Raw genomic sequence first — 21,010 nt, forward strand, 5'->3', positions numbered from 1 at the left:
TATCCCTTGTCAAAAACTGATGTTCGGCTTAGATGCTGTGCTTTCTTTAAGCATGTTGTAATCAGGTGTTTCAGTAGTTGTTAAAATTGTGTTTAAAACTTAACGGAAACTGATTCACTTCCCAGCCAGCTTTTTAATTCTGCCAGCAATTCATCGTGCAATGTAATTCTCCAGCTTTCACCCAAAGAAAGAGTGCAGGCTGCGTCTGTATTTTGGTAATCCACTTCAACGGGGCACTCTCCGCCACGGTGCAGTGCCAGTAAGCTTTTAAGACGCTGGGCATCCATGCCTTGGCGCATTCCCAATGTCATGCTGCGCGCAAAACGGCTGCGGGCTTCTGCAACATCATAAATGGTATCTGCAATAATGCGTAAGCCTCCTGAAAACCGATCTTCGGAAACCTTGCCTTCAATCACTAAGAGCGTGTCTTCTTTAATTTTGTTCCGATTAGCTTCAAATACTTCGGAATAAACCGTGACATCACGGCGTGATTTGCCATCATCCAAGGTCACAAAAGCCATTCGGCCACGATCGCCGTTTTTAATTCTTAAACCACTTACAATGCCGGTCATCATTTGTGGTGTGCGGCTTGGCTCTAAGCGTTCTAAGGACGATTTAATAAATTGGCGAATGCCTTTTGCATGGGCATCAAAAGGGTGGCCGGAAATATAAAAACCAACTGCGTTTTTTTCTTCGGCCAGCTTTACCCGCTCATCCCAATAGGGCGCTTCAATAATGGCCACTTGGGGCACATCAACCGCCTCAAGCATATCAAATAGGCTGGATTGATTTTTATTGGCTGATTCGCTTTCAGCCAAAGCCATCGCCTGCTCTACATTGGCCAAAAGGCGAGCGCGATGATCGTCGATCTGATCAAATGCCCCCGCACGAATCAAGGCTTCTAACGTACGTTTATTGACTTCACGTTTTTCGGTACGGCGGCAAAAATCGTATAAATCCGTAAACGGACCGTGGGTTTCTCGTTCGCGCACAATCATTTGCACGGCAGATTCACCTACGCCCTTGATGGCACCTAGGGCGTAACGAATTTCTCTGCGTGAAACGGGCACGAATTTATGAAAGCTGTAATTCACGTCGGGTGGCAATAAAATCAGCTTATTGGTTTCGACACTATCGTCATAAAACACTTTGAGCTGATCGGTGTTGTCGAGCTCCGAGCTCATGGTGGCAGCCATAAACGCTGCGCAGTGATGCGCTTTTAGCCAGGCCGTATGGTAGGAAACTACCGCGTAAGCTGCTGTGTGCGATTTATTAAAACCGTACTCGGCAAACTTCGCCATCAAGTCAAATAGCTGCTCAGCAAGCTTGGGGTTGTAGCCTTTTAGTGCTGCACCTTCGGCGATTTTTTCGCGGTGCTTGGCCATTTCATCGGCGTTTTTCTTTCCCATGGCGCGGCGCAACATATCCGCACCACCGAGGGTATAGCCACCGATAATTTGCGAAATCTGCATTACCTGCTCTTGATAGACGATCACACCGTAAGTGGGATCGAGGCAAGCAGTCAGGTCAGGGTGAAAGTAATCGACTTCTTCTAACTTGTTTTTACGATTAATAAAGGTATCCACCATCCCCGAGCCTAATGGTCCAGGACGATAGAGCGCCAATACCGCAATAATATCTTCAAAACGGTCCGGTTTTAGCTTGGCCAGTAGCCGCTTCATTCCGTCCGATTCCACCTGAAATACGGCGGTGGTGTTGGCATCCCTAAAGATTTTATAGGCGGCTGGGTCTTCAAAACCGAGCAGCATTAAATCGGGAGCGCTGCCTTCCATGTCACGGATATAACTTAATGCCAGCTCAATAATGGTTAAGTTGCGCAGCCCCAAAAAGTCGAATTTAACCAAGCCAATTTTTTCAACGTCGTCTTTATCTAGCATCGAAACCGGTGCCGAATCCGCACCAGAAGCTAAGTAAATCGGGCAAAAGTCGGTGATTTTGCCAGGCGCAATTAAGACGCCCCCTGCATGCATGCCGATATTGCGCGTAATTCCTTCCAGCTTTTTAGCCAGTACCCACAGCTCTTTCACTTCGTCTTCATTTTCAACGCGCTGCTTTAAAATGGGCTCCATTTCCAGCGCGTCATCTAGGCTATATTGCTTGCCGGGTGCAGCAGGGATCAGCTTGGATAAGCCATCACAAAACATATAGGGCAGATCAAGCACACGGCCCACATCGCGTACCACAGCCTTGGCTGCCATCGTACCAAAAGTAGCAATCTGGCTGACCGCCTCAACGCCATACTTTTCGCGCACATATTCAATGACCCGCCAGCGGTTTTCCTGACAAAAGTCGATATCGAAGTCGGGCATGGAAACGCGTTCAGGGTTCAGAAAGCGCTCGAACAGCAGGGCGTAAGCTGTAGGGTCGATATCGGTAATGCCCATGCTGTAAGCAACTAAGGACCCTGCTCCCGAGCCACGGCCGGGGCCAACAGGACAGCCATTGTGCTTGGCCCAGATAATAAAGTCGGCAACGATCAGGAAGTAACCTGGGAAGCCCATTTGCACAATGGTGTCGGTTTCAAACTTGAGTCGATCTAAATAACGCGGGCGCTCGGCATCACGCTTGGCTTCATCCGGATAAAGCAGTTGCAATCGTGTTTCTAAACCGCGTTTAGCTTCAAAAACCAGAAAATCATCCAGCGTCATGCCGTCAGGCGTAGGGAAATCCGGCAAGTAGTTTTTGCCAAGCGTAACTGACAAATTACAGCGTTCGGCAATCGCCACACTATTGGCGAGGGCTTGCGGCACATCGGCAAACAGCTCGGCCATCTCGGCCGTGGATTTAAAATATTGCTCTTCGGTAAAGAGGCGAGGGCGGCGCTTATCCGACACCATATTGCCTTCGGCAATACAAACACGCGCTTCGTGTGCCTTGTAATCATCCCTATCCATAAACTGCACAGGATGAGTGGCCACAACGGGTAAATCCAGATCCGATGCTAAATCCAAGTGTCCTTGCACGCTAGGCTCGCACGTTGGAAAGCCCGTGCGTTGCAGCTCCAGATAGAAACGATCAGGAAAGGTGTCCGCCCACCAGCGCGTGGCCGTCAGAGCCGCATCGTATTGCCCGGCAATCAGGAGTTGGCCAATTTCACCTAATCCTGCGCCTGATAGACAAATTAGCTCGCTATTGTCGCCATTTGTGAGCCATTCTTTTTTTAGCTCAGCACGACCACGATATTGGTTATTACGAAAAGCATTCGATAGCAGATCGCAAAGGCGGCCATAGCCTGCTCGGCTTTTGCAAATCAGCAGGATACGAAAGGGGGTGTCCCGGTCGTCTGGATTCTCTACCCAAGCATCAATACCGACGATGGGTTTAATTCCAGCCTCGCGACAGGCTTTATAGTGTTTCACCATGCCGAAAAGGTTCATTAAATCCGAAACGCCAAGTGCAGGCATACCGCCTGACTTGGCCGCTTTCACCGCATCATTAAGGCGGACGATGCCATCGGTGACTGAAAACTCGGAGTGGAGGCGTAAATGGATAAAGGAGGGCGAATTCATGCGCGCATTTTATCACTCATAAGCCGCGAAGCGGCTCAAAGATGGAGTAGATAATTTCACGCAGTAAATAAAGCGGCTCAATGCTAGAATGGGAGTTAACAAATCCTTGCTTAGAGGTGATTTATGGATGTTTCCGCAGCAAGTGCCAGTGGCGCTGCAACCGTGCAAAGCACCGCAGCCCTCATGGTGATGAAAAAAACCATGGATATTCAAGCACAATCAGCGCTTAGCTTGCTTGATGCCGTGCCAGCAGCACCTAAATACAACAACCCGGCCGGGCTTGGAAGCGGTGTAGATACAAGGGCTTAGCTCTGTTTTTATGTTGGAATTTGAATATTTTGTTGCACTGCACAAAATTGTTTGACTCCCCTGAATGGTGCATTCATAATGAATTGCATTGTTGCACTGCACAACCGGAGAAAAACCATGTTCAAAGACCTATTCAAAGCCCCACAATTCAATACCACACAATTTGCTGACCTAAGCCAGGCCAATCTGGACAAAACACTACGCCTGACCAATATTGCATTGAGCAGCGTAGAGCGCTTAGTTAATCTGCAAATTGGTATCACTCGTGATTTGATGGCAGAGCACGCAGAAACAACGAAAGCGCTTTCAAGCGTAAAAGATGTACAAGGCTTGGTGGCATTCCAGCGCCAACTTGCTCAGCCATCCGTAGAAAAAAGCATGTCTGTGGCTCGTAATGTATTTGATGCGGCAAGTGCCACTCAGCAAGAACTCAATAGCCTGATCGAAGAACAAGTTTTAGAATTCAACAAAAACCTGCTGGCTACTTTAGATAAAGCCACTGAAAACGCACCAGCAGGCTCAGGCGTTGCTGTAAACGCACTGCGTAATGTCGTTGAAACTGCTAGCAATACCTATGATGCAGTAAGCAAAACAGGTCAAAAAATTGCATCTGAACTGGTAAGCGCAACTGTAAATGCAGCTGAAGCAGGCGCAAAAGTTGTGGCAACAAAAGCAGCCGCATAATTTATCTGCTTTAGCCGTAAAAAAAGACACCGCTGGTGTCTTTTTTTGCATTCAATTTACTTAAAGTTGCTCAATCAATCGATCTAGCAGCTGGCCCATTGTCAGGCCTTGTTCCGCGGCAACCCGTTTTAATTTTTCACGCGTTGCAATATCTACCATTGCATTAAATTGCACTGGTGTCGTTAAACTCATATTTTTTAAACCCGCTTGGAAGCGCGCTTTTCTACTGGCTCTCTGGCGCTCGGCAGCCGTCATCGCCCGCTCACCAAGAGGAGGGCGGCCACGTCGCTTGGCCGTTGGCATACCAGGAAGTTCAGCTGTTTTAGTATCTTCGATCTGACGCATATTACTTTGTGATCATTTAAGGCGGACGCCATTTTAGTGACTGATTGTATCTCTTGTCACGTTTTGAATGTGTGGCTTTTACCTTAGGCAATAGATTGACAAGTGTAAACGCCAATAGAACAAAGGCATGGCGAGCACCTTGACCCAAGTAATCATTCTTAAAAAAACCAAACTCGTGTTATAAAATAATCAAATACGCTTGTTTTTCTCACTAAAAAACAAGGAAAACCACTATGCAAACACGCACTCGCTCAATTTATACCGCAAATATGGCTGATAAATATTGCAGTTTAAAGTCCATAAACAAACTGAGCATTGGCGTGGTTTTTTACGTGCTTAAAGATAATCCCAATAGGTGCCTCGGCAAGGCTCTGTTCCTCCTAACGAGGAAGAAAAACGCTTGATTTTACGGGGATTTTAGAGATGGGTAGATCGGGGAAATAGTAAGCATCAACTTTACATAATATACATTGTGGGTGTCATATATTTGTAAGAAATTGCTTTATTCTGCCCTAACTCAAGCTTACAATCCGCACTTGAAAAGATAAAGCCACAAGCAATAATGGTGATCAATTCTTTCTTGCTGCTAGAAAATCTTTCCTTCATTTTTTCCCAATACTCTTGCTTTTGTTCACTTTTTGCGTGTTCTGCTTCGACAATTGCAAGTAGTTCGCGCGCATCAATTCTTAAAATATCTGAAAGCTGCATTAGTGCAAAAAGGTCTGGCCTTGACCCTCGGTTGTGCCAGTTGCTAATGGTGCTAGGTGTAATTCCAATTACTCTTGCAAGCTCTTTATCTTCAGTTGTGTTCAGTACTTTTTTGGCTTCATTAATGATGTCGATTAACGTATTCATTTTTATCCCTTGAACGAATCACACCTGTGAGTTTAAATTGGCCTTAATTATTCACAGGTGTGATTCTGATTATGGCACGCAAGAAAGCACTCTCAATAGATATCGCAGAAATTACTGCTAGTGCGTCGCTTAAAGCTGACGATTACGCGGCGATTGATGCCACCTTGTTGGCCTCTGCTGATCGTCGTGCTTGTGTTGATCGTTTTCTTGCTGCTGGCTATACGCCATCCTTGGCATTCCTTGCCGAATTGAATTCCGAATCTATTGCTATCTATCTTTCATTAAACCCTAGCGCCATGCGCGGGGCGGTGCAACGTCTGGCCCGTAAAAAGCTTTTGGTGAAGTCAGAGGCGGCGAATCAGACGGCGGGAGGCGGCTTGCCGACTCTGCCGGCTGAGGCGCAGCCGATTGAGACCCCCCCTAGTAACACGGGGGTCACTGCTACGAAGTGCGATATCTCCAAATCCTCCGACTTGGACTTGCAGCCTTTAAAACTCGTCGTTACCAACACGGGCGATATTGTTGAATTTCCTCAACGTCGCGGCTGGGGTGGCGATCATGCTTTTGTAGATTGGCTCAATATCACGGTGCATAAATCGACAGCGGATCAGTACGCGGATTACTGCGTAACACCTGAGGATTACATTTTAGCGGTTTCAATGCGTATTGAGTCACTTCTGGGCTTCGGTGTTACCAGTAAGTGCACAAATGGCCGCAATTTCTATCATCACGCCTATGAGTTGGGTGATAAATGGGGCTATCTCTGTATTGGCGGCCAGCGCGACACCATCTTGATTATGTTGAATGGCACGGGGTGTACGGCGGCAAAGGCCGGTTGGGAAGGGCGCGTGCATGATTGGCTGGTTAATGAGGCTGAAAGCCCACGCATTACCCGTGTTGATTGCGCTTACGACGATTACATGGGCGAAAACTACTCTGTTGATCGTGCTGAGCAGGATTTTGATGCTGATTTATTTCAGTGCTATCGCGGCACTGCGCCTGAATGCGAGCAGATAGGTAATTGGAAGCGCCCGAACGGGAAAGGGCGGACTTTTGCCACTGGTCTACGCCGTTCTGGCAAGTATTCACGCACGTATGAACGCGGCAAGAAATTTGGCTGCAAAGAGTCGCCATGGGTGCGGATTGAGGTTGAATTTAAATCGGTCGATCGCGTAATCCCTTTTGATATTTTGTTGGTGGCCGGTGAGTACCTTGCGGCTAGTTATCCGGCTTTTGCTTGGATCAATGAAAAACAATCGCGGATTGAATCGGCGCGTATTGAAACCGTTATCAATTACGACCGTGCTTTGGAGATTATCAAACGTCAATACGGGCATTACTTCGGCATTCTTGTTGATGTTGAAGGCTCTGCTGATGCGCTTATTCAAAAAATCAGCAGAGAGGGTGATCCGAAGCGTTTGAAAATAAATGATCACCGTTTTTCACCTGAGCCCATGCGCTTGGGCTCTATTACTAAAGATCCAATCATTGCTGCTGCAATGACCTTTATGTGACTTTTTAACTCTTTGAGGTGAGCTATGAAATTCAAAATGAATGTAACGGTAACGGGTGCAAAGTTTTTCAATGATTCTATTGAAGGCAAGCACTACGACACAACAACAATCTTTGTTTTGCTGGATTTGGATGAATCGCAAGGCAGGGCTAAAGGGCTTGCCGCTGCTGAATATCGTTTCCCGTCTTCGTCTTTATTTGAATCAATTAAGAATTTACCATTTCCTCACGAAGCGGAATTGATTTTGAATCAAGTAACAAGCGGTAAGGTTGTTAAGACGACTTTAGAGGGGCATCGGATGCTGCCGTCTGTAAATCGTCAAACTGGTGAAGTCGCAAAGGTCTAATTCAAAATGAAATTAAAACCTGTCTGGATAGTTCAAAGTTTAGAAGATGGCTTTTTCTTAATGCCGCTGAATGGCGATGTTGGGTATACGCAATGGCTATCTGAGGCGGGTTTGTTTGAAGATAAACAGGCCGCAATAGATACGGCGGTTGATTTGCTAGATGGTCAATTCAGCATATATGCCCATTATGTTATGGCTGATTAACATTTTCATTAAATTGGTGAATGGGTGATATATGTCAAACAATAAAATTCATAATATTTATATGCAGCATGATGACTTGATTCACATGTTGAACATTGTTAGAAACAGAATACATTCCAACAAAGAAGCGATTGCATTATTTTTGTCGTTTGAAGCTAATGATTCTGGATCTATTGAAATGTATAAAAATCGCTTGGTTACATTAGAGCGGATTCAATTTAATTTAATGGAATCGTTAAATTAAATGATTCAACAATGCGTTTCAATTCGCCCCGATGGGTTATTACAAGTGGCTTCCAATGTGGTGGGTGCTTGTGATTACGTTATTACGTCGGGTGGCGTATTAGATTGGACGATTGCAGATGCGCAACCTGTTTTAGCAAGTGTTTTAATCTTGTGGGCAATTGCCTACACAATTCGCGTTTTAATAAAAACGCTAAATTCTGGAGAAGTAAATCATGATTAAATTTTTAAAAAAAGTCGCTCTTGGTCTTTCCGTTGCTGTTGTGACTTCCCCTGTATTTGCTGCTGTTGATACTTCAGTCGTGACTGGTGAATTGGCTGAGGCGGGTAAAGCGGTCGGCGTTGTTGGCGGTGCGATTTTAAGTGTTTATATTGGTATTAAAGTTTATTCATTTATTAAGAAAGCTATGGCTTAATTTTTAATTAATTAAATAGGGCGGCAATTGTCGCCCTTTTTTTATCGCGGGGGATATATGAATGGAAGGGCTCTTTTATTTAGTCGTTGTCTTATTGGCCTTCTGGCTTATTTTTTCTGCGGATTAGCTTATTCTACTGTTTTTATTAATTCAGTTACTGGTAAAAAGACTTCTGATCCTGTTGGTGATACTTATGCATATGCTGCAACTGCTAATTACACAGTTCCTAAAAACATTATGTCTAATAATTGTGAATTGGTTGAAGTTGGTAAAACATGCACGGTAAAAGTTTGGGCTGCAACTGTTGCAAAGCCTCCTGCTGAATTTGGTACTGGCAATTCATTCTCTGTTAATTTTACGCGATTAAAAGAAGACCCTTGTTCTAATAAGGCGGGTCAAAGTGCTGGTGAATTATTAGTACCTTTGCCTTATTCGTCTGTTGATGGGAATGGGAAGCCTATTATTACTTCTGTTGATTCTTTGTCTTCTTTTTTTCGTAGTAGGGCATCTTCTTGTGATGGTACTTGTGAATTAATTATGTCCGGCTCATTTGGTAATGGCGATAAATTATTTGCTATTGCTGGAGATAAAGCCTCTGCTTATGCGTTATTGAAAATGCAATATTCTGGTGAGCAATGCACGTTATCTGATGACAAGAAACCGCCTAAACCGCCTGCAGGAGATAAACCGCCTGCACCTAATAAAGCTCCAAAATTCCCAGGGGATTGTCCGGCGAATTCAACTTTTGGTCAGGTTAGTGGTGTGAATGTATGTGCAAAAAATCCACCTAAGCCGACAGATCCGGATCCGCCTCCAAAGCCTACTGATAAAGACCAATGTGTAAGTAATTGTGATGAATGGGATCCTAATAAGGATACAAAGCCGACCGGCCCTAAGCCAACTGATCCTAAGCCTGGCCCCGGTGGTACTACACCTCCTAAAAAAGGGCCTCATAGTGGTGATGCTAGTAAGCCAGCTTCTGAAAATGCGTCTGGCCCAGGTGATTCTTCCCTGGCTGCTTCATGTACTGACTTTAAATGTAAAAACAAAGATCCAGCGACTTGTGAAATAGCTCGTTTGTCTTGGAATAATAAATGTAATGAAGAAAAAGCGGTCGAGGATTTGATTAAATCTGATTTATATAAAAATGGTAATTCTGCAATGACGTCTGAAGGTTTAGATTCAATGAAAAAGGATTTAAATTTTGGCGAAAATGGCACGGTAGATATGGCGGGCGTAATTAAAAGAGATACGTTTTTAAATAAGGGCGGTTTGTCTGATGTTAGTTTCACGGTAATGGGTAAAGGTTTTTCGTTGCCATTTTCAAGTATGAATAAATATCTATCAATGATGGGTAAGATTGCTGTGGCTTTTTCTTTACTTGCTGCGGCTAGAATTCTTTCGTCTGCTGTTTAATTGGGGGTTATATGCCATTACTTGCTATTCCTTGGATTGCTGCATTAATTGGTGGTCTTGTTTCTGCTGCTGCTACTTTTGCTGGTCGTGCTTTAATTGGTCTTGGTGTTGGGGTCGTAACCTATACCGGTTTTAAAATGGTATTAGAAAAATTACATAGCGATGTGATTTCTAGTTTTCAGGGTTTGCCAGTTACGGTAATTGAAGTTTTGGGGCTTTTAGAAGTTGATACTTGCGTTTCTATTTTGTTTTCTGCGTTTTTGGGAAAAATGGTTGTTAGTGGTTTAACGTCTGGTTCTGTTAAAAAATGGGTGACTAAATGATTAACCTTGTTACCGGCCAGCCAGGTGCAGGAAAAACATTACGCACTTTGCACGAAGTAAAAGCCCTTTCAGAAAAAGATAATCGTCAGGTTTTTTATTCTGGCATTAATGATTTGAAATTGCCTTGGATAGAGATTGATCCTGAAAAATGGTTCGAATGTCCGACGGGTGCAATTATTGTTATTGATGAATGTCAGCGGATTTTTAGAACGCGCTCTAATGGTTCGGCGGTGCCTAAGCATGTCAGCGAATTGGAAACGCATAGGCATAAGGGTTTAGACATTTATTTGGTTACCCAGCATCCGATGCTTGTGGATGGCAATGTACGGCGGTTGGTTGGGCGTCATTTACATGTTTTGAGGGCTTGGGGGTTTCAAAAAGCGGCTGTTCATGAATGGCAGGGGATTAAAGAAAATTGTGATAAATCGCGTGCTGATTCTGTCTTACATACTTGGTCTTATCCAAAAGAAGTATTTGATTATTATAAGTCTGCTGAATTACACACGGTTAAAAGGCGGTTGCCTGCTAAGTTGATTTGGTTGTTTGTTGTCATGCCGGTTATGGTTATTTTTGCGTTTTATTATGTTTATACGAATGTTGTTCATAAGAAGTCGGCTTTGCCTGATGCTGTTGCATCTTCAGCTTCAATGCCTGCAGGGTATGTGCCTTATAGCCCGCAAGCGGTAGATAAAAAGAAAACCACGGCGCAATGGATTGAAGAACAGACGCCTAGGGTTCCCACCTTGGCCTATACCGCGCCGGTATACGACAAGCTCACTGAGCCGGTCAGTGTGCCAGCACCGCAAGCGTGTATTAAATCGAAGAGCAAAGGGTGCTCTTGTTTTACCGATCAAGGGACGCCGCTTTATATGCCTGTAGAGCTTTGCGAAAACATTGTAAAGAGCGGGGTGTATATGGCGTTTTTGGGCAATAAGGCCAAATATGAAAAATCAGACATTTAAGAAATGCGTAAATACTTAGTAATCTTTGTTTGTATTTTGTCAGGTTGTGCATCATGTACTTTGCCTGATCGTAGGGACTTCTTGGATTTTTGGAGCAAAAGGTCTGTAGTGGATAGTGCTTGATGGATCTTTCTCCTTGTGTATGCTGCTGCGCAAGGAGGGTGTAAACAATGCGCTATGTTTTAATGTGCTGGCTTTTTATTTCTTTTGGTGTGTCGGCGGAGGTGTTTAAGTGCTTTGATGGTGTTCGCCCTAAGTACACCTATCAAAATATGCCTTGTGAGGATGTGGGCTTAAAGACAGCGAAAAAGATTACTGACAAAGATGCTGTAATTGGTAGTGCTGATTTTTCAGGGTATCGAAGAGAGGCAAGGGAAAGGGCTGATATTTCTAGGACTGTCGATCGTGATTTTAATGAGCGGCGTAATATTGAATATCAGCGTTCAGGTGCTGGCCAGCGTCAAAGTACAGCGGCTGAGTGTGCGTCATTAATTGAAGAAAAACGCTCCATTGTTAGCATGCAAAGGCAAAAGTCTACTGCATGGCTTCATCAACTTTATGCGGAAAATAGAAAGCGAATGCAAGCGATTGATTGCCAGGGGTTGTAATCACGAAAGCCAGCTCAATGCTGGCTTTTTTCATTAAGAATTAAGGCTGATTCAAATTAAGCTGTAAAACTATTGCTATGGTGCGCGATGCGTCGTGCTCAGGTTTCACGCACTTGTGCGTGCAAGCTGGGCTATTAGATTTCATGTAATAAAAGGTGACGACTTATTTTATGAAGACGGGTTTTAGTAAGACTGTGTCATTGGGGTGGGCGGGTCTTTTTCTCTGAATACGGTTGCAAGCATAAGGCCATACTTTGCTTCTAAGCCGCATTGATTTTTATAAAAGTTGCGTTGTTTTATTAAGGACTCAATCAAGGTGTATTGGCTGTTGCATAGCATGCGATCTTTTCTGTAGTGGTCGATAAACAAAACCTCTTCCATGCGGGCGCATGCTTTTTTATTGCCGTGGGGCGGGATGATGCTTTGTTCTGCAAGCGTCCAGTCTTTCCATTCGCCAAATGGAACGATGCCGTTAACGTAAAAGCGAGCTAGTAAGTAGATTGATCGTGGGATTGGTTCAAGGCCGGTTTGCCATTTGTTAATTTGGCGTGGGTTTGTGCCTAATATTTCGGCCAATTCTGACTCAGGCTTTGTGGATATTGCAAAGATAAGGTCAGCAGTACTTACTTTGAAGTTGGCATAAGGCATGTTGCGCATTCTGTTTTCTCATAAGGATAAGGCGCGTAACGATTGTTACGCGCCTTATCCTTGTTGCATGTATCCTTGATTGTGTTGTATTTTCGCTACGTGTAAATATTTACTCACGGTGCGTTTATGGGTGAAATTAGCCTTGTAAGCTTTCGTTTTATTCGCCTGTAGCTTGACATAATATACAATATACGAATATGTAAAAACCGTCAAAGTAAGGTTGCTTACTTTTTGTAATTTTTATATAAATACCGTAAGAATGTGGTGTTTTCCACGTAACTCTTACTAACCAAGCCCAAGCTTTTGTTCTGTTGGTCAATATAAAGGTGTATTTATCTTTGTATACACTTGTTACGGCAGCAGAATTCATTGCCTCGTCACACTTCTTACTCAGGATATGCTTTTTAGCGCTAGAGAGCACAGCATGTCTCACTTTCTTTGTAGTAAACATTTATTCATTTTGGCAATCGCAATAAGCGCCTTGCCGCTCCGTGCCCAAACTGAATTTCCTGCCACATTAGCTGGGCATATTGTGATGCCCGCTCAATCCTTTATTGCTACGCCTAAGAATGCACCGGTCGACTTAAAAGTGAGCGGCAAGTTTACGACGGGCAAGCGGGTAGAGGCGCTCGGCTCTGTTCTTGGCGTGTCATTTGGTCGGCCTACCGGCGTATCTTTACCTTTTAATGGGCAAGCATTGCAGGGGCACTCTGGCATTAAGAAAATGCCTGACGGAAGCTTCTGGGTTTTAACGGATAACGGTTTTGGTTCAAAAGTTAATTCGCCCGATGCCATGTTGTATTTGAACCGCTACACACTGGATTTTAAAAACGGTAAAACACAACACATAGAAACTATTTTTTTGCATGATCCAGATAAAAAAGTGCCGTTTCGTATTGTGCACGAGGGCAGCAAGCAGCGTTATCTAACGGGCGGCGATTTTGACACGGAAAGCTTTCAGTTTGCTGGTGGCGCGCTGTGGATTGGTGAAGAGCTAGGCCCTTTTTTAATCAAGGCCGATCTAAAGGGTAAAGTGCTAGCCGTCTTTGATACCCTGATCGATGGCAAAATTGTTCGTTCGCCCGATCATCCGGCAATCACCACGCCTGCAATGCCATCAGGCACAGTCGATTTTCAGATCCGCCGTTCTAAAGGCTTTGAAGGCATGGCCGCTTCAAAAGATGGCAGCAAGCTTTATGCTCTGCTGGAAGGCGCCGTCTGGAATGGCAAAGCCAATGAAAACCTGGAAGGCAAGGATTATTTGCGCGTTTTAGAGTTCGATGTCAAAAAAGAAGCGTGGACAGGCCGTCACTGGAAATACCTGTTAGAAAATAATGGCAATGCGATTGGCGATTTTAATATGATTAACGAGGCACAAGGCCTGATTATTGAGCGCGACAATGGTGAAGGCACGGCAGATAAGGCTTGCCCCACAGGAGAAAAGCGGGGTGATTGCTTTCATGATCTTGCGCAGTTTAAACGCGTTTATAAAGTCGAGTTTAACGATGCTAATGTCGGTGGCCCGCTAAATAAAATGGCTTATATCGATTTAATGAAGATCGCAGATCCAGCCAGATTGGCTAGGAAGCCTTTAAACAACGGCGTACTGACTTTTCCGTTTTTTACCATAGAAAATGTAGACGTTGTTGACTCGCGCCATATTGTGGTGGGCAATGATAATAATCTGCCGTTTTCTAGTAGCCGCGAACCCAATCAAGCAGATGATAATGAATTTATTTTGCTAGAGGCAAATGCGTTTTTGAGCGCCAATTAAGCGCCGTATTAAAAGACGGCTTCGGCCGTCTTTTATATAAAAACCCACAAACCCCCTCGCTTTGCTAGGCCGACTGTATTTACCAAGGCGTTTATTCGCAAATTCCAGATCAGCAGGCTTTGAAGCCGCTTTTAAATCTGGCTTTATTAATCTGACAAAATTACAAACCCACCCCATACGCTAGACAGTCTGCATTCAGCGGCGTATGGTTTAGCCTTCATTATTTTACGGAGGTCCCTCGTGGACAGTTCTAGTAGTCGATCTTATATCGATCGCTAGCGGCAAGGTTGCAGGGGTCTTTTCTTCTGCCGTTACCTTGCCGACCTGGCGGGTAACGGTGTCTGTAGAGCATCCATACTTGGATTGCTTGCGTACGCCATTCCCATTTTTTGCGCTTAGCACGACGCCCTTTGGGCGTCCGTGATGCTATGCACTGCTGATGCTTGTTTCGCAAACGTTGTTATGACGTGAAATAAACATCAACAGCGTGTCATTACTGCTTGCGTAATGGATTTGTCCTCAACGTCGCCGCTTTGCTGCGACGAAGGAATGCATATGCACCTGTTTAAAAGTCGTTTATTAAATTTCATTCAAAAAGGCCTGTCGGCCCGTCAGTTTCGCCGTGTAGCCAGCTTAGAGCAGCTTCGTGGCATGAATCGTGGACGGGAGATGAGTAAGTCTCTGGGGCAGCGTTTATTAACCCTGTCCAAACTGGAAACCAGCACTGCCTTGCATCGCCTTGGTTCTTGCGCAGAAGGCTTAAGCCATGCCGAAGCCGATAGCAAACGCCTGCAAACCGGCCCGAATGAAGTCGAGCACGAAAAACTGATGTCATGGAGCGAGCACCTGTGGCTCTGCTATCGCAATCCTTTTAATGTTTTGCTCACGCTCTTGGCCGTAATTTCCTTTGTCACCGAGGATGCCACCGCGGCAGTGATTATCTCGGCCATGGTGGCGATTTCTACTTTTCTGCGCTTTGTGCAGGAGAAACGCTCCAATAAGGCCGCTGACCAGCTCAAAGAAATGGTCAGCAACACCGCTACCGTATTGCGGCGGGATCCAAGCAAAGTCATGGCAGCCGAGGCTGAAAAATACTTTGGCGTGCAGCTTCAACCCAAGCCGGCAGAGCAAATAGAGCTACCGATCGAGCAACTGGTGCCGGGCGATATTGTGGTGCTTTCGGCTGGCGACATGATTCCTGCTGATTTGCGATTATTTGCCACCAAAGATTTATTTATTAGCCAGGCCGCACTCACCGGTGAATCCATGCCGGTGGAGAAATTCGCCGAACATAAAGATGTGTCGATCAGCAATCCATTAGAGCGCGACAATCTGTGCTTTATGGGCACCAATGTGGTGAGTGGTGCAGCAACGGCCGTGGTAATTGGCACTGGCAATCAAACCTATTTTGGCTCTTTGGCTGAACGGGTGTGCGCCAGTGATAGAACGCTCACTCAATTCCAGCTGGGTGTAAATAAAATCAGCTGGTTATTGATCCGCTTTATGTTTGTTATGGCGCCTCTAGTGCTCTTTATTAATGGCTTCACTAAAGGTGATTGGCCTGAGGCGGCGCTGTTTGCATTGTCGATTGCCGTGGGCCTGACGCCAGAAATGCTGCCGATGATTGTGACTGCGGCGCTGGCCAAAGGTGCGGTGATTCTTAGCCGCAAAAAAGTGGTGGTCAAGCGCCTCGATGCAATCCAGAACTTTGGTGCAATGGATATTCTGTGCACAGATAAAACCGGCACGCTGACGCAGGATAAAATCGTACTGGAGCGCCACACCGATGTATTTGGCTGCGCCAGCGATGAAGTGCTGGCGATGGCGTATTTAAACAGCTATTACCAGACGGGCCTCAAAAACCTGCTCGATGTGGCGGTGCTTGAGCACGCCAATTTAAATGCTGAGCTGGGTGTGACGCAAAACTATCGCAAAGTGGATGAAATTCCTTTCGATTTTAATCGCCGCCGGATGTCGGTTGTGGTTAGCGAGCAGGAAGACCATCACGAGCTGATTTGCAAAGGCGCTTTAGAAGAAGTGCTAGCGGTTTGCTCGCATGTTCGACACGGCACACAGATTGAGCTACTCAGCACCGAGCTATTGCAAGATATTCGCCGCATTACTGCCGCACTGAATCAAGATGGTTTACGCGTGGTGGCGGTGGCCAGCAAGGAAATGCCGATTGATCGTGAGGCCTATAGTGTGAGCGATGAGCGTGATCTGGTGCTAGTGGGGTATATCGCGTTTCTGGATCCGCCCAAAGAAAGCACAGCGCCTGCGCTTAAAGCACTCAAGGCCAATGGCATTACTGTAAAAGTACTTACGGGCGACAATGATTTGGTTACACTAAAAGTCTGCAAAGAAGTTGGCTTGCAGGTGGGTAGTGTATTGCTTGGGCCACAAATTGAAGCGATGAGCGACCAGCTACTCGCTGCAAAAGCCGAAACAACCACGGTGTTTGCCAAGCTCACGCCGCTACATAAAGAGCGCATTGTGCGTTTGCTTCGTGGCAACGGCCATGTGGTCGGCTTTATGGGCGACGGGATTAATGATGCACCGGCATTGCGTGCGGCAGATATTGGTATTTCAGTTGATTCGGCAGTAGATATTGCTAAAGAAGCGGCCGATATTATTCTGCTGGAAAAAAGCTTAATGGTATTGGAAGAAGGCGTAATTGAAGGCCGTAAAACCTTTGCCAATATGCTGAAATATATCAAGATGACGGCTAGCTCTAATTTTGGCAATGTATTTTCGGTATTGATTGCCTCGGCATTTATTCCATTTCTGCCAATGCTGCCCCTGCATTTATTGATTCAAAACTTGCTTTACGATATCTCTCAAACCACCATTCCTTTTGATAATGTGGATAAAGAATCGCTGAGCAAGCCACAAAAATGGAATCCTGATGAATTAGGTCGCTTTATGATTTTCTTTGGCCCGATTAGCTCGATCTTTGATATCACTACTTTTGCCGTAATGTGGTATGTTTTCAAGGCCAATACCGAATCGGCACAGTCTTTGTTTCAATCCGGCTGGTTTATTGAAGGCTTATTGTCACAAACACTGGTGGTGCATTTATTGCGTACGCGTAAATTGCCCTTTATTCAAAGCCGTGCAGCATGGCCTTTATTGGCCATGACAGCACTCATTATCAGCATCGGCATCTTTTTGCCAATGGGGCCATGGGCGCATTACTTTAAGTTGCAGGTATTGCCTCTGACATACTTCCCTTGGTTAATGGGGATTTTGCTGTGCTATATCACGCTCACGCAAATCATGAAGGGTATTTACGCAAGGCGTTATGGCTGGCAGTAATTTTTAAATTAAATAAGGGCAAGAAAATGCCTGCCCTTATTAATCCACCTTAAAGGAGGCACGCATGCACTTTTCGCAAGGATTTGATCTTAATCTATTATTTAATTCCTTTATCAATCTGAGTACGGCTTTTATTCTTGGCTCAATTATTGGCTACGAGCGGCAATACCGGCAGCGCACGGCAGGTTTGCGTACCAATACCCTAGTTTCACTGGCGGCGGCTGTGTTTGTGGGGCTTGCTTATCGCTTGAACGGCCCGGGTAGCGCGGCACATGTCGCGGCCTATGTGGTTTCTGGTGTCGGCTTTTTAGGTGCAGGCACCATTATGAAAGAAGGCCTGAATGTGCGTGGCCTTAACACGGCAGCCACCCTTTGGGGCTCTGCGGCGGTGGGGGCCTGCGCAGGAGCGGGCATGATTGTGGATGCGCTGATGGCGGCGGTGTTTGTATTGGCGGCTAATACTTTATTGCGCCCGGTGGTCAACGCGATTAATCGCACGCCGATTAATGATCAAACAGGTGAAGTGAGTTATCAGATTTGTATGATTGTGGATGGCGGCAGGCAAAAGCATGCTTTAAGTGCTTTGGAATCTTTATTGGAGCAAGCCCAATATCCCTTGGGTGATTTGGACGTAGAGCCTTTTGGTGATGAGGATGTGGAAATCACGGCGACCCTGCTGTCTACTTCGGTGGACTCAGGCAAGCTTGATGCCTTGATCGCTCAAATGACGAAGCGCCCTTATGTAAAACAAGTTTTCTGGAATCTATCAGCGGCAGAATAAGCAAACCCGCAGGCAAAAACAAACCCCATGCTCGATGGGGTTTGTTTTTATCAGAAGCTTATTTTGCTTCGATGACTTCTTCACGCAAATGGCTTTCTACATAGTTGCGGCCGTAGTAGCTATCTAGCAAGAGTTGTCTTAATTCTGAAATCAATGGGTAGCGCGGATTGGCACCAGTACATTGATCGTCAAACGCTTCTTCAGCCAGTTGGTCTACTTTAGAGAGGAACAGCGCTTCAGGCACGCCTGCTTCTTTGATCGAGGCAGGGATTTGAATCGTTGTTTTCAGCTCTTCAATCCAAGCAATCAAGTTCACCACTTTTTGCTCATCGTTCTTGCCGCCAAGGCCCAAATGCTCGGCAATATCAGCATAACGGCAACGCGCTTGCGGTCTATCGTATTGGCTAAATGCAGTTTGCTTGGTCGGGATATCTGCCGAATTAAAACGAATCACGTTAGAAATTAGCAAGGCGTTCGCAAGACCGTGCGCAAGGTGGAATTCAGCGCCCAGCTTGTGCGCCATGGAGTGACAAACCCCCAAGAATGCATTGGCAAATGCAATACCGGCGATGGTTGATGCGTTGTGCACCAATTCACGCGCTTTAGGATCTTTCGCGCCATTAAGGAAGGACGAAGGCAAGTTTTCTTTAAGCAATTTCAGTGCTTGCAAAGCTTGCGGGTCAGAATATTCATTCGCCAGTACCGATACATACGCTTCTAAAGCGTGCGTTACCGCATCAATCCCACCGAATGCAGTCAGGCTTTTTGGCATATTCATCACTAAATCGGCATCAATAATCGCCATATTCGGTGTGAGTTCATAGTCGGCAATCGGGTATTTCATGCCGGTTTTTTCATCGGTCACTACCGCAAATGGGGTAACTTCCGAGCCTGTGCCAGATGTGGTTGGAATCGCAACTAATTCAGCTTTAATCCCCATCTTAGGGAACTTGTAAATACGCTTAGTGATATCCATAAAGCGCAGTGCAAGGTCTTCAAAGTGGACTTCTGGATGTTCGTACATTACCCACATAATCTTAGCGGCATCCATTGGCGAACCACCACCCAGCGCAACAATCACGTCAGGTTTGAACAGATTTAAGGAATGCACGCCTTTACGAACTACTTCTAGCGTTGGATCGGCTTCAACTTCGTGGAACACTTCGACTTCCATACCCATTTGTTTCAGCACTTTGATGGTTTCATCGCAGTAGCCATTGGCAAATAGATAAGGGCCAGTCACGATGGTTGCGCGTTTCTTGTTAGCAAGGTCAGCCAAGGCAAATGGTAAGCAACCACGACGGAAATAGATGTTCTTAGGAAGTTTATGCCACAACATGTTTTCAGCCCGTTTAGCAACCGTTTTAGTGTTGATCAGGTGTTTTGGACCCACGTTTTCAGAGATTGAATTACCGCCCCATGAACCACAACCCAGCGTTAAGGACGGAGCCAATTTAAAGTTGTAAAGGTCGCCAATCCCGCCTTGTGAAGCAGGGGAGTTGATCAAGATGCGCGCGGTTTTCATCTTGTCGCCAAAGTAGGCGATTTTTTCGTGTTGCTGATCCTGGTCGATATATAGCGCAGAGGTGTGGCCAATCCCGCCGAGAGCAACCAAGGCTTCAGCCTTAGTTACAGCGTCGTAAAAGTCTTTAGCGCGATACATGGCCAATGTTGGCGATAGTTTTTCGTGAGCAAAAGCTTCTTCTTCACCAGTAGATGACACTTCAGCGATCAGAATCTTTGTGTAACTAGGCACTTTAATGCCAGCCATATCAGCGATCTTCACCGCAGCTTGGCCAACAACGCCCGCATTTAAGTTGCCGTCAATCAAGATCACCTTACGTACGGCTTCGGTTTCTTTCTTGCTTAAGATATGGGCGCCGCTTTGAGCAAAACGGGCTTTCATAGATTCATAGATGCTGTCAACTACGATGACGGACTGCTCTGAAGCGCAAACTACACCGTTATCAAATGTTTTTGACATCAAAATAGAGGCAACAGCGCGTTTAACATCAGCAGTTTCATCGACTACAACTGGCGTATTACCTGCGCCCACACCAATTGCAGGCTTGCCTGAAGAGTAGGCGGCACGAACCATGCCAGGGCCACCAGTGGCCAAAATCAAATTAATGTCTTTGTGTTTCATGAGCTGATTAGAAAGCTCAACGGTTGGCTGATCAATCCAGCCAATAATATCGCGCGGCGCACCAGCGGCAACGGCGGCATCCAATACGATACGGGCGGCTTCACAGGTGGAGTTCTTAGCACGTGGATGTGGGCTAAAAACAATACCATTACGTGTTTTAAGTGCAATCAGCGCTTTAAAAATCGCTGTGGAAGTAGGGTTGGTCGTTGGCACAATCCCGCAGATAATTCCGATTGGCTCAGCAATGGTGATAATGCCGTAGGCGTCATCTTGCGTCAAAATGCCGCAGGTTTTTTCATCTTTGTACGCGTTATAAATATATTCAGAAGCAAAGTGATTTTTGATCACTTTATCTTCAAGCACGCCCATGCCTGTTTCAGCAACAGCCAACTTAGCCAGCGGCAAACGTGCATCAGCCGCAGCCAGCGCCGCAGCGCGGAAAATCTTGTCTACTTGTTCTTGTGTATAAGTTGCAAAAAGTAGCTGTGCTTTTTTAACCCGCGCCATCAGCGCATCGAGTTCTTGAATGTTAGAAACAGTCATTTTTAATCTCCAGAGAAACTTTATAAACGGCTTTGAAATCACAACTTAA

The 21,010-nt window shown here is 45.6% G+C and carries 19 protein-coding genes; 14 read left to right on the forward strand and 5 right to left on the reverse strand.

What is annotated here, in order from left to right; genetic code table 11:
• Positions 1 to 92: 92 nt before the first annotated feature.
• Positions 93 to 3,530, reverse strand: coding sequence for a DNA polymerase III subunit alpha (gene dnaE, locus VN23_RS06160; RefSeq protein WP_046350131.1), 3,438 nt, complete (start codon positions 3,528 to 3,530; stop codon positions 93 to 95).
• A 123-nt stretch (positions 3,531 to 3,653) separates the two neighbouring features.
• Between dnaE and VN23_RS06165 the strand changes: the two genes are divergently transcribed.
• Both VN23_RS06165 and VN23_RS06170 read left to right on the forward strand, forming a co-directional pair.
• Positions 3,654 to 3,839, forward strand: coding sequence for a YjfB family protein (locus VN23_RS06165; RefSeq protein WP_046350132.1), 186 nt, complete (start codon positions 3,654 to 3,656; stop codon positions 3,837 to 3,839).
• 117 nt (positions 3,840 to 3,956) lie between these two features.
• Entirely contained in the window at positions 3,957 to 4,523 is a 567-nt protein-coding gene (locus VN23_RS06170) for a phasin family protein (protein ID WP_046350133.1), read from the forward strand.
• 60 nt (positions 4,524 to 4,583) lie between these two features.
• On the opposite strand, the gene VN23_RS06175 is transcribed toward VN23_RS06170, so the two are convergent.
• Complete coding sequence (locus VN23_RS06175; RefSeq protein WP_046350134.1) at positions 4,584 to 4,868, reverse strand: hypothetical protein; 285 nt, start codon at positions 4,866 to 4,868, stop codon at positions 4,584 to 4,586.
• A gap of 456 nt (positions 4,869 to 5,324) precedes the next feature.
• Positions 5,325 to 5,723 carry a helix-turn-helix domain-containing protein gene (locus tag VN23_RS06180; RefSeq protein ID WP_046350135.1) on the reverse strand — a complete coding sequence of 133 codons (399 nt, stop codon included), beginning with the start codon at positions 5,721 to 5,723 and terminating at the stop codon, positions 5,325 to 5,327.
• Positions 5,724 to 5,794: 71 nt separating this feature from the next.
• On the opposite strand from VN23_RS06180, the gene VN23_RS06185 reads away from it, so the two are divergent.
• The 9 genes from VN23_RS06185 to VN23_RS06230 all read left to right on the forward strand — a co-directional run bounded on the left by VN23_RS06185 (position 5,795) and on the right by VN23_RS06230 (position 11,754).
• Positions 5,795 to 7,237, forward strand: coding sequence for a replication initiation factor domain-containing protein (locus tag VN23_RS06185; RefSeq protein WP_052746386.1), 1,443 nt, complete (start codon positions 5,795 to 5,797; stop codon positions 7,235 to 7,237).
• A gap of 24 nt (positions 7,238 to 7,261) precedes the next feature.
• Positions 7,262 to 7,582 (forward strand): hypothetical protein, encoded by a 321-nt coding sequence (locus VN23_RS06190; protein WP_046350136.1) that lies wholly within the window; start codon positions 7,262 to 7,264, stop codon positions 7,580 to 7,582.
• 6 nt (positions 7,583 to 7,588) lie between these two features.
• Entirely contained in the window at positions 7,589 to 7,786 is a 198-nt protein-coding gene (locus tag VN23_RS06195) for a hypothetical protein (protein WP_046350137.1), read from the forward strand.
• A gap of 244 nt (positions 7,787 to 8,030) precedes the next feature.
• A complete protein-coding gene (locus VN23_RS06205; RefSeq protein ID WP_046350139.1) occupies positions 8,031 to 8,252 on the forward strand; it encodes a hypothetical protein in 222 nt (73 codons plus the stop codon).
• Positions 8,245 to 8,445 (forward strand): major capsid protein, encoded by a 201-nt coding sequence (locus tag VN23_RS06210; protein WP_046350140.1) that lies wholly within the window; start codon positions 8,245 to 8,247, stop codon positions 8,443 to 8,445. Before VN23_RS06205 ends, VN23_RS06210 begins: the two co-directional genes overlap by 8 nt.
• Positions 8,446 to 8,502: 57 nt before the next feature.
• Complete coding sequence (locus VN23_RS06215) at positions 8,503 to 9,861, forward strand: hypothetical protein (protein ID WP_156455127.1); 1,359 nt, start codon at positions 8,503 to 8,505, stop codon at positions 9,859 to 9,861.
• Between the two features lie 11 nt (positions 9,862 to 9,872).
• The gene (locus VN23_RS06220; RefSeq protein ID WP_046350142.1) at positions 9,873 to 10,184 is read left to right on the forward strand and encodes a DUF2523 family protein; all 312 of its coding nucleotides are present in this window, start codon (positions 9,873 to 9,875) and stop codon (positions 10,182 to 10,184) included.
• Positions 10,181 to 11,146: a zonular occludens toxin domain-containing protein gene (locus VN23_RS06225; protein ID WP_052746387.1), complete on the forward strand. Its 966-nt coding sequence runs from the start codon at positions 10,181 to 10,183 to the stop codon at positions 11,144 to 11,146. The genes VN23_RS06220 and VN23_RS06225 overlap by 4 nt, the downstream gene beginning before the upstream one ends.
• Before the next feature lie 170 nt (positions 11,147 to 11,316).
• Positions 11,317 to 11,754, forward strand: a complete 438-nt coding sequence (locus VN23_RS06230; protein ID WP_046350143.1) for a hypothetical protein — start codon at positions 11,317 to 11,319, stop codon at positions 11,752 to 11,754.
• Between the two features lie 183 nt (positions 11,755 to 11,937).
• Here VN23_RS06230 and VN23_RS06235 read toward each other — a convergent pair whose 3' ends face one another.
• Positions 11,938 to 12,411, reverse strand: coding sequence for a hypothetical protein (locus VN23_RS06235; protein WP_046350144.1), 474 nt, complete (start codon positions 12,409 to 12,411; stop codon positions 11,938 to 11,940).
• A 415-nt stretch (positions 12,412 to 12,826) separates the two neighbouring features.
• Between VN23_RS06235 and VN23_RS06240 the strand changes: the two genes are divergently transcribed.
• The 3 genes from VN23_RS06240 (at position 12,827) to VN23_RS06250 (ending at position 18,272) form a co-directional block, all read left to right on the forward strand.
• Positions 12,827 to 14,176: an esterase-like activity of phytase family protein gene (locus VN23_RS06240; RefSeq protein ID WP_046352195.1), complete on the forward strand. Its 1,350-nt coding sequence runs from the start codon at positions 12,827 to 12,829 to the stop codon at positions 14,174 to 14,176.
• 549 nt (positions 14,177 to 14,725) lie between these two features.
• Positions 14,726 to 17,491 (forward strand): magnesium-translocating P-type ATPase, encoded by a 2,766-nt coding sequence (mgtA, locus tag VN23_RS06245; RefSeq protein ID WP_046352194.1) that lies wholly within the window; start codon positions 14,726 to 14,728, stop codon positions 17,489 to 17,491.
• A 64-nt stretch (positions 17,492 to 17,555) separates the two neighbouring features.
• Positions 17,556 to 18,272: an MgtC/SapB family protein gene (locus tag VN23_RS06250; RefSeq protein ID WP_046352193.1), complete on the forward strand. Its 717-nt coding sequence runs from the start codon at positions 17,556 to 17,558 to the stop codon at positions 18,270 to 18,272.
• A 58-nt stretch (positions 18,273 to 18,330) separates the two neighbouring features.
• Here VN23_RS06250 and adhE read toward each other — a convergent pair whose 3' ends face one another.
• The gene (adhE, locus tag VN23_RS06255) at positions 18,331 to 20,961 is read right to left on the reverse strand and encodes a bifunctional acetaldehyde-CoA/alcohol dehydrogenase (RefSeq protein WP_046352192.1); all 2,631 of its coding nucleotides are present in this window, start codon (positions 20,959 to 20,961) and stop codon (positions 18,331 to 18,333) included.
• Between the last annotated feature and the right edge of the window lie 49 nt (positions 20,962 to 21,010).

This window comes from Janthinobacterium sp. B9-8 (assembly GCF_000969645.2).
GTDB lineage: Bacteria > Pseudomonadota > Gammaproteobacteria > Burkholderiales > Chitinibacteraceae > Iodobacter.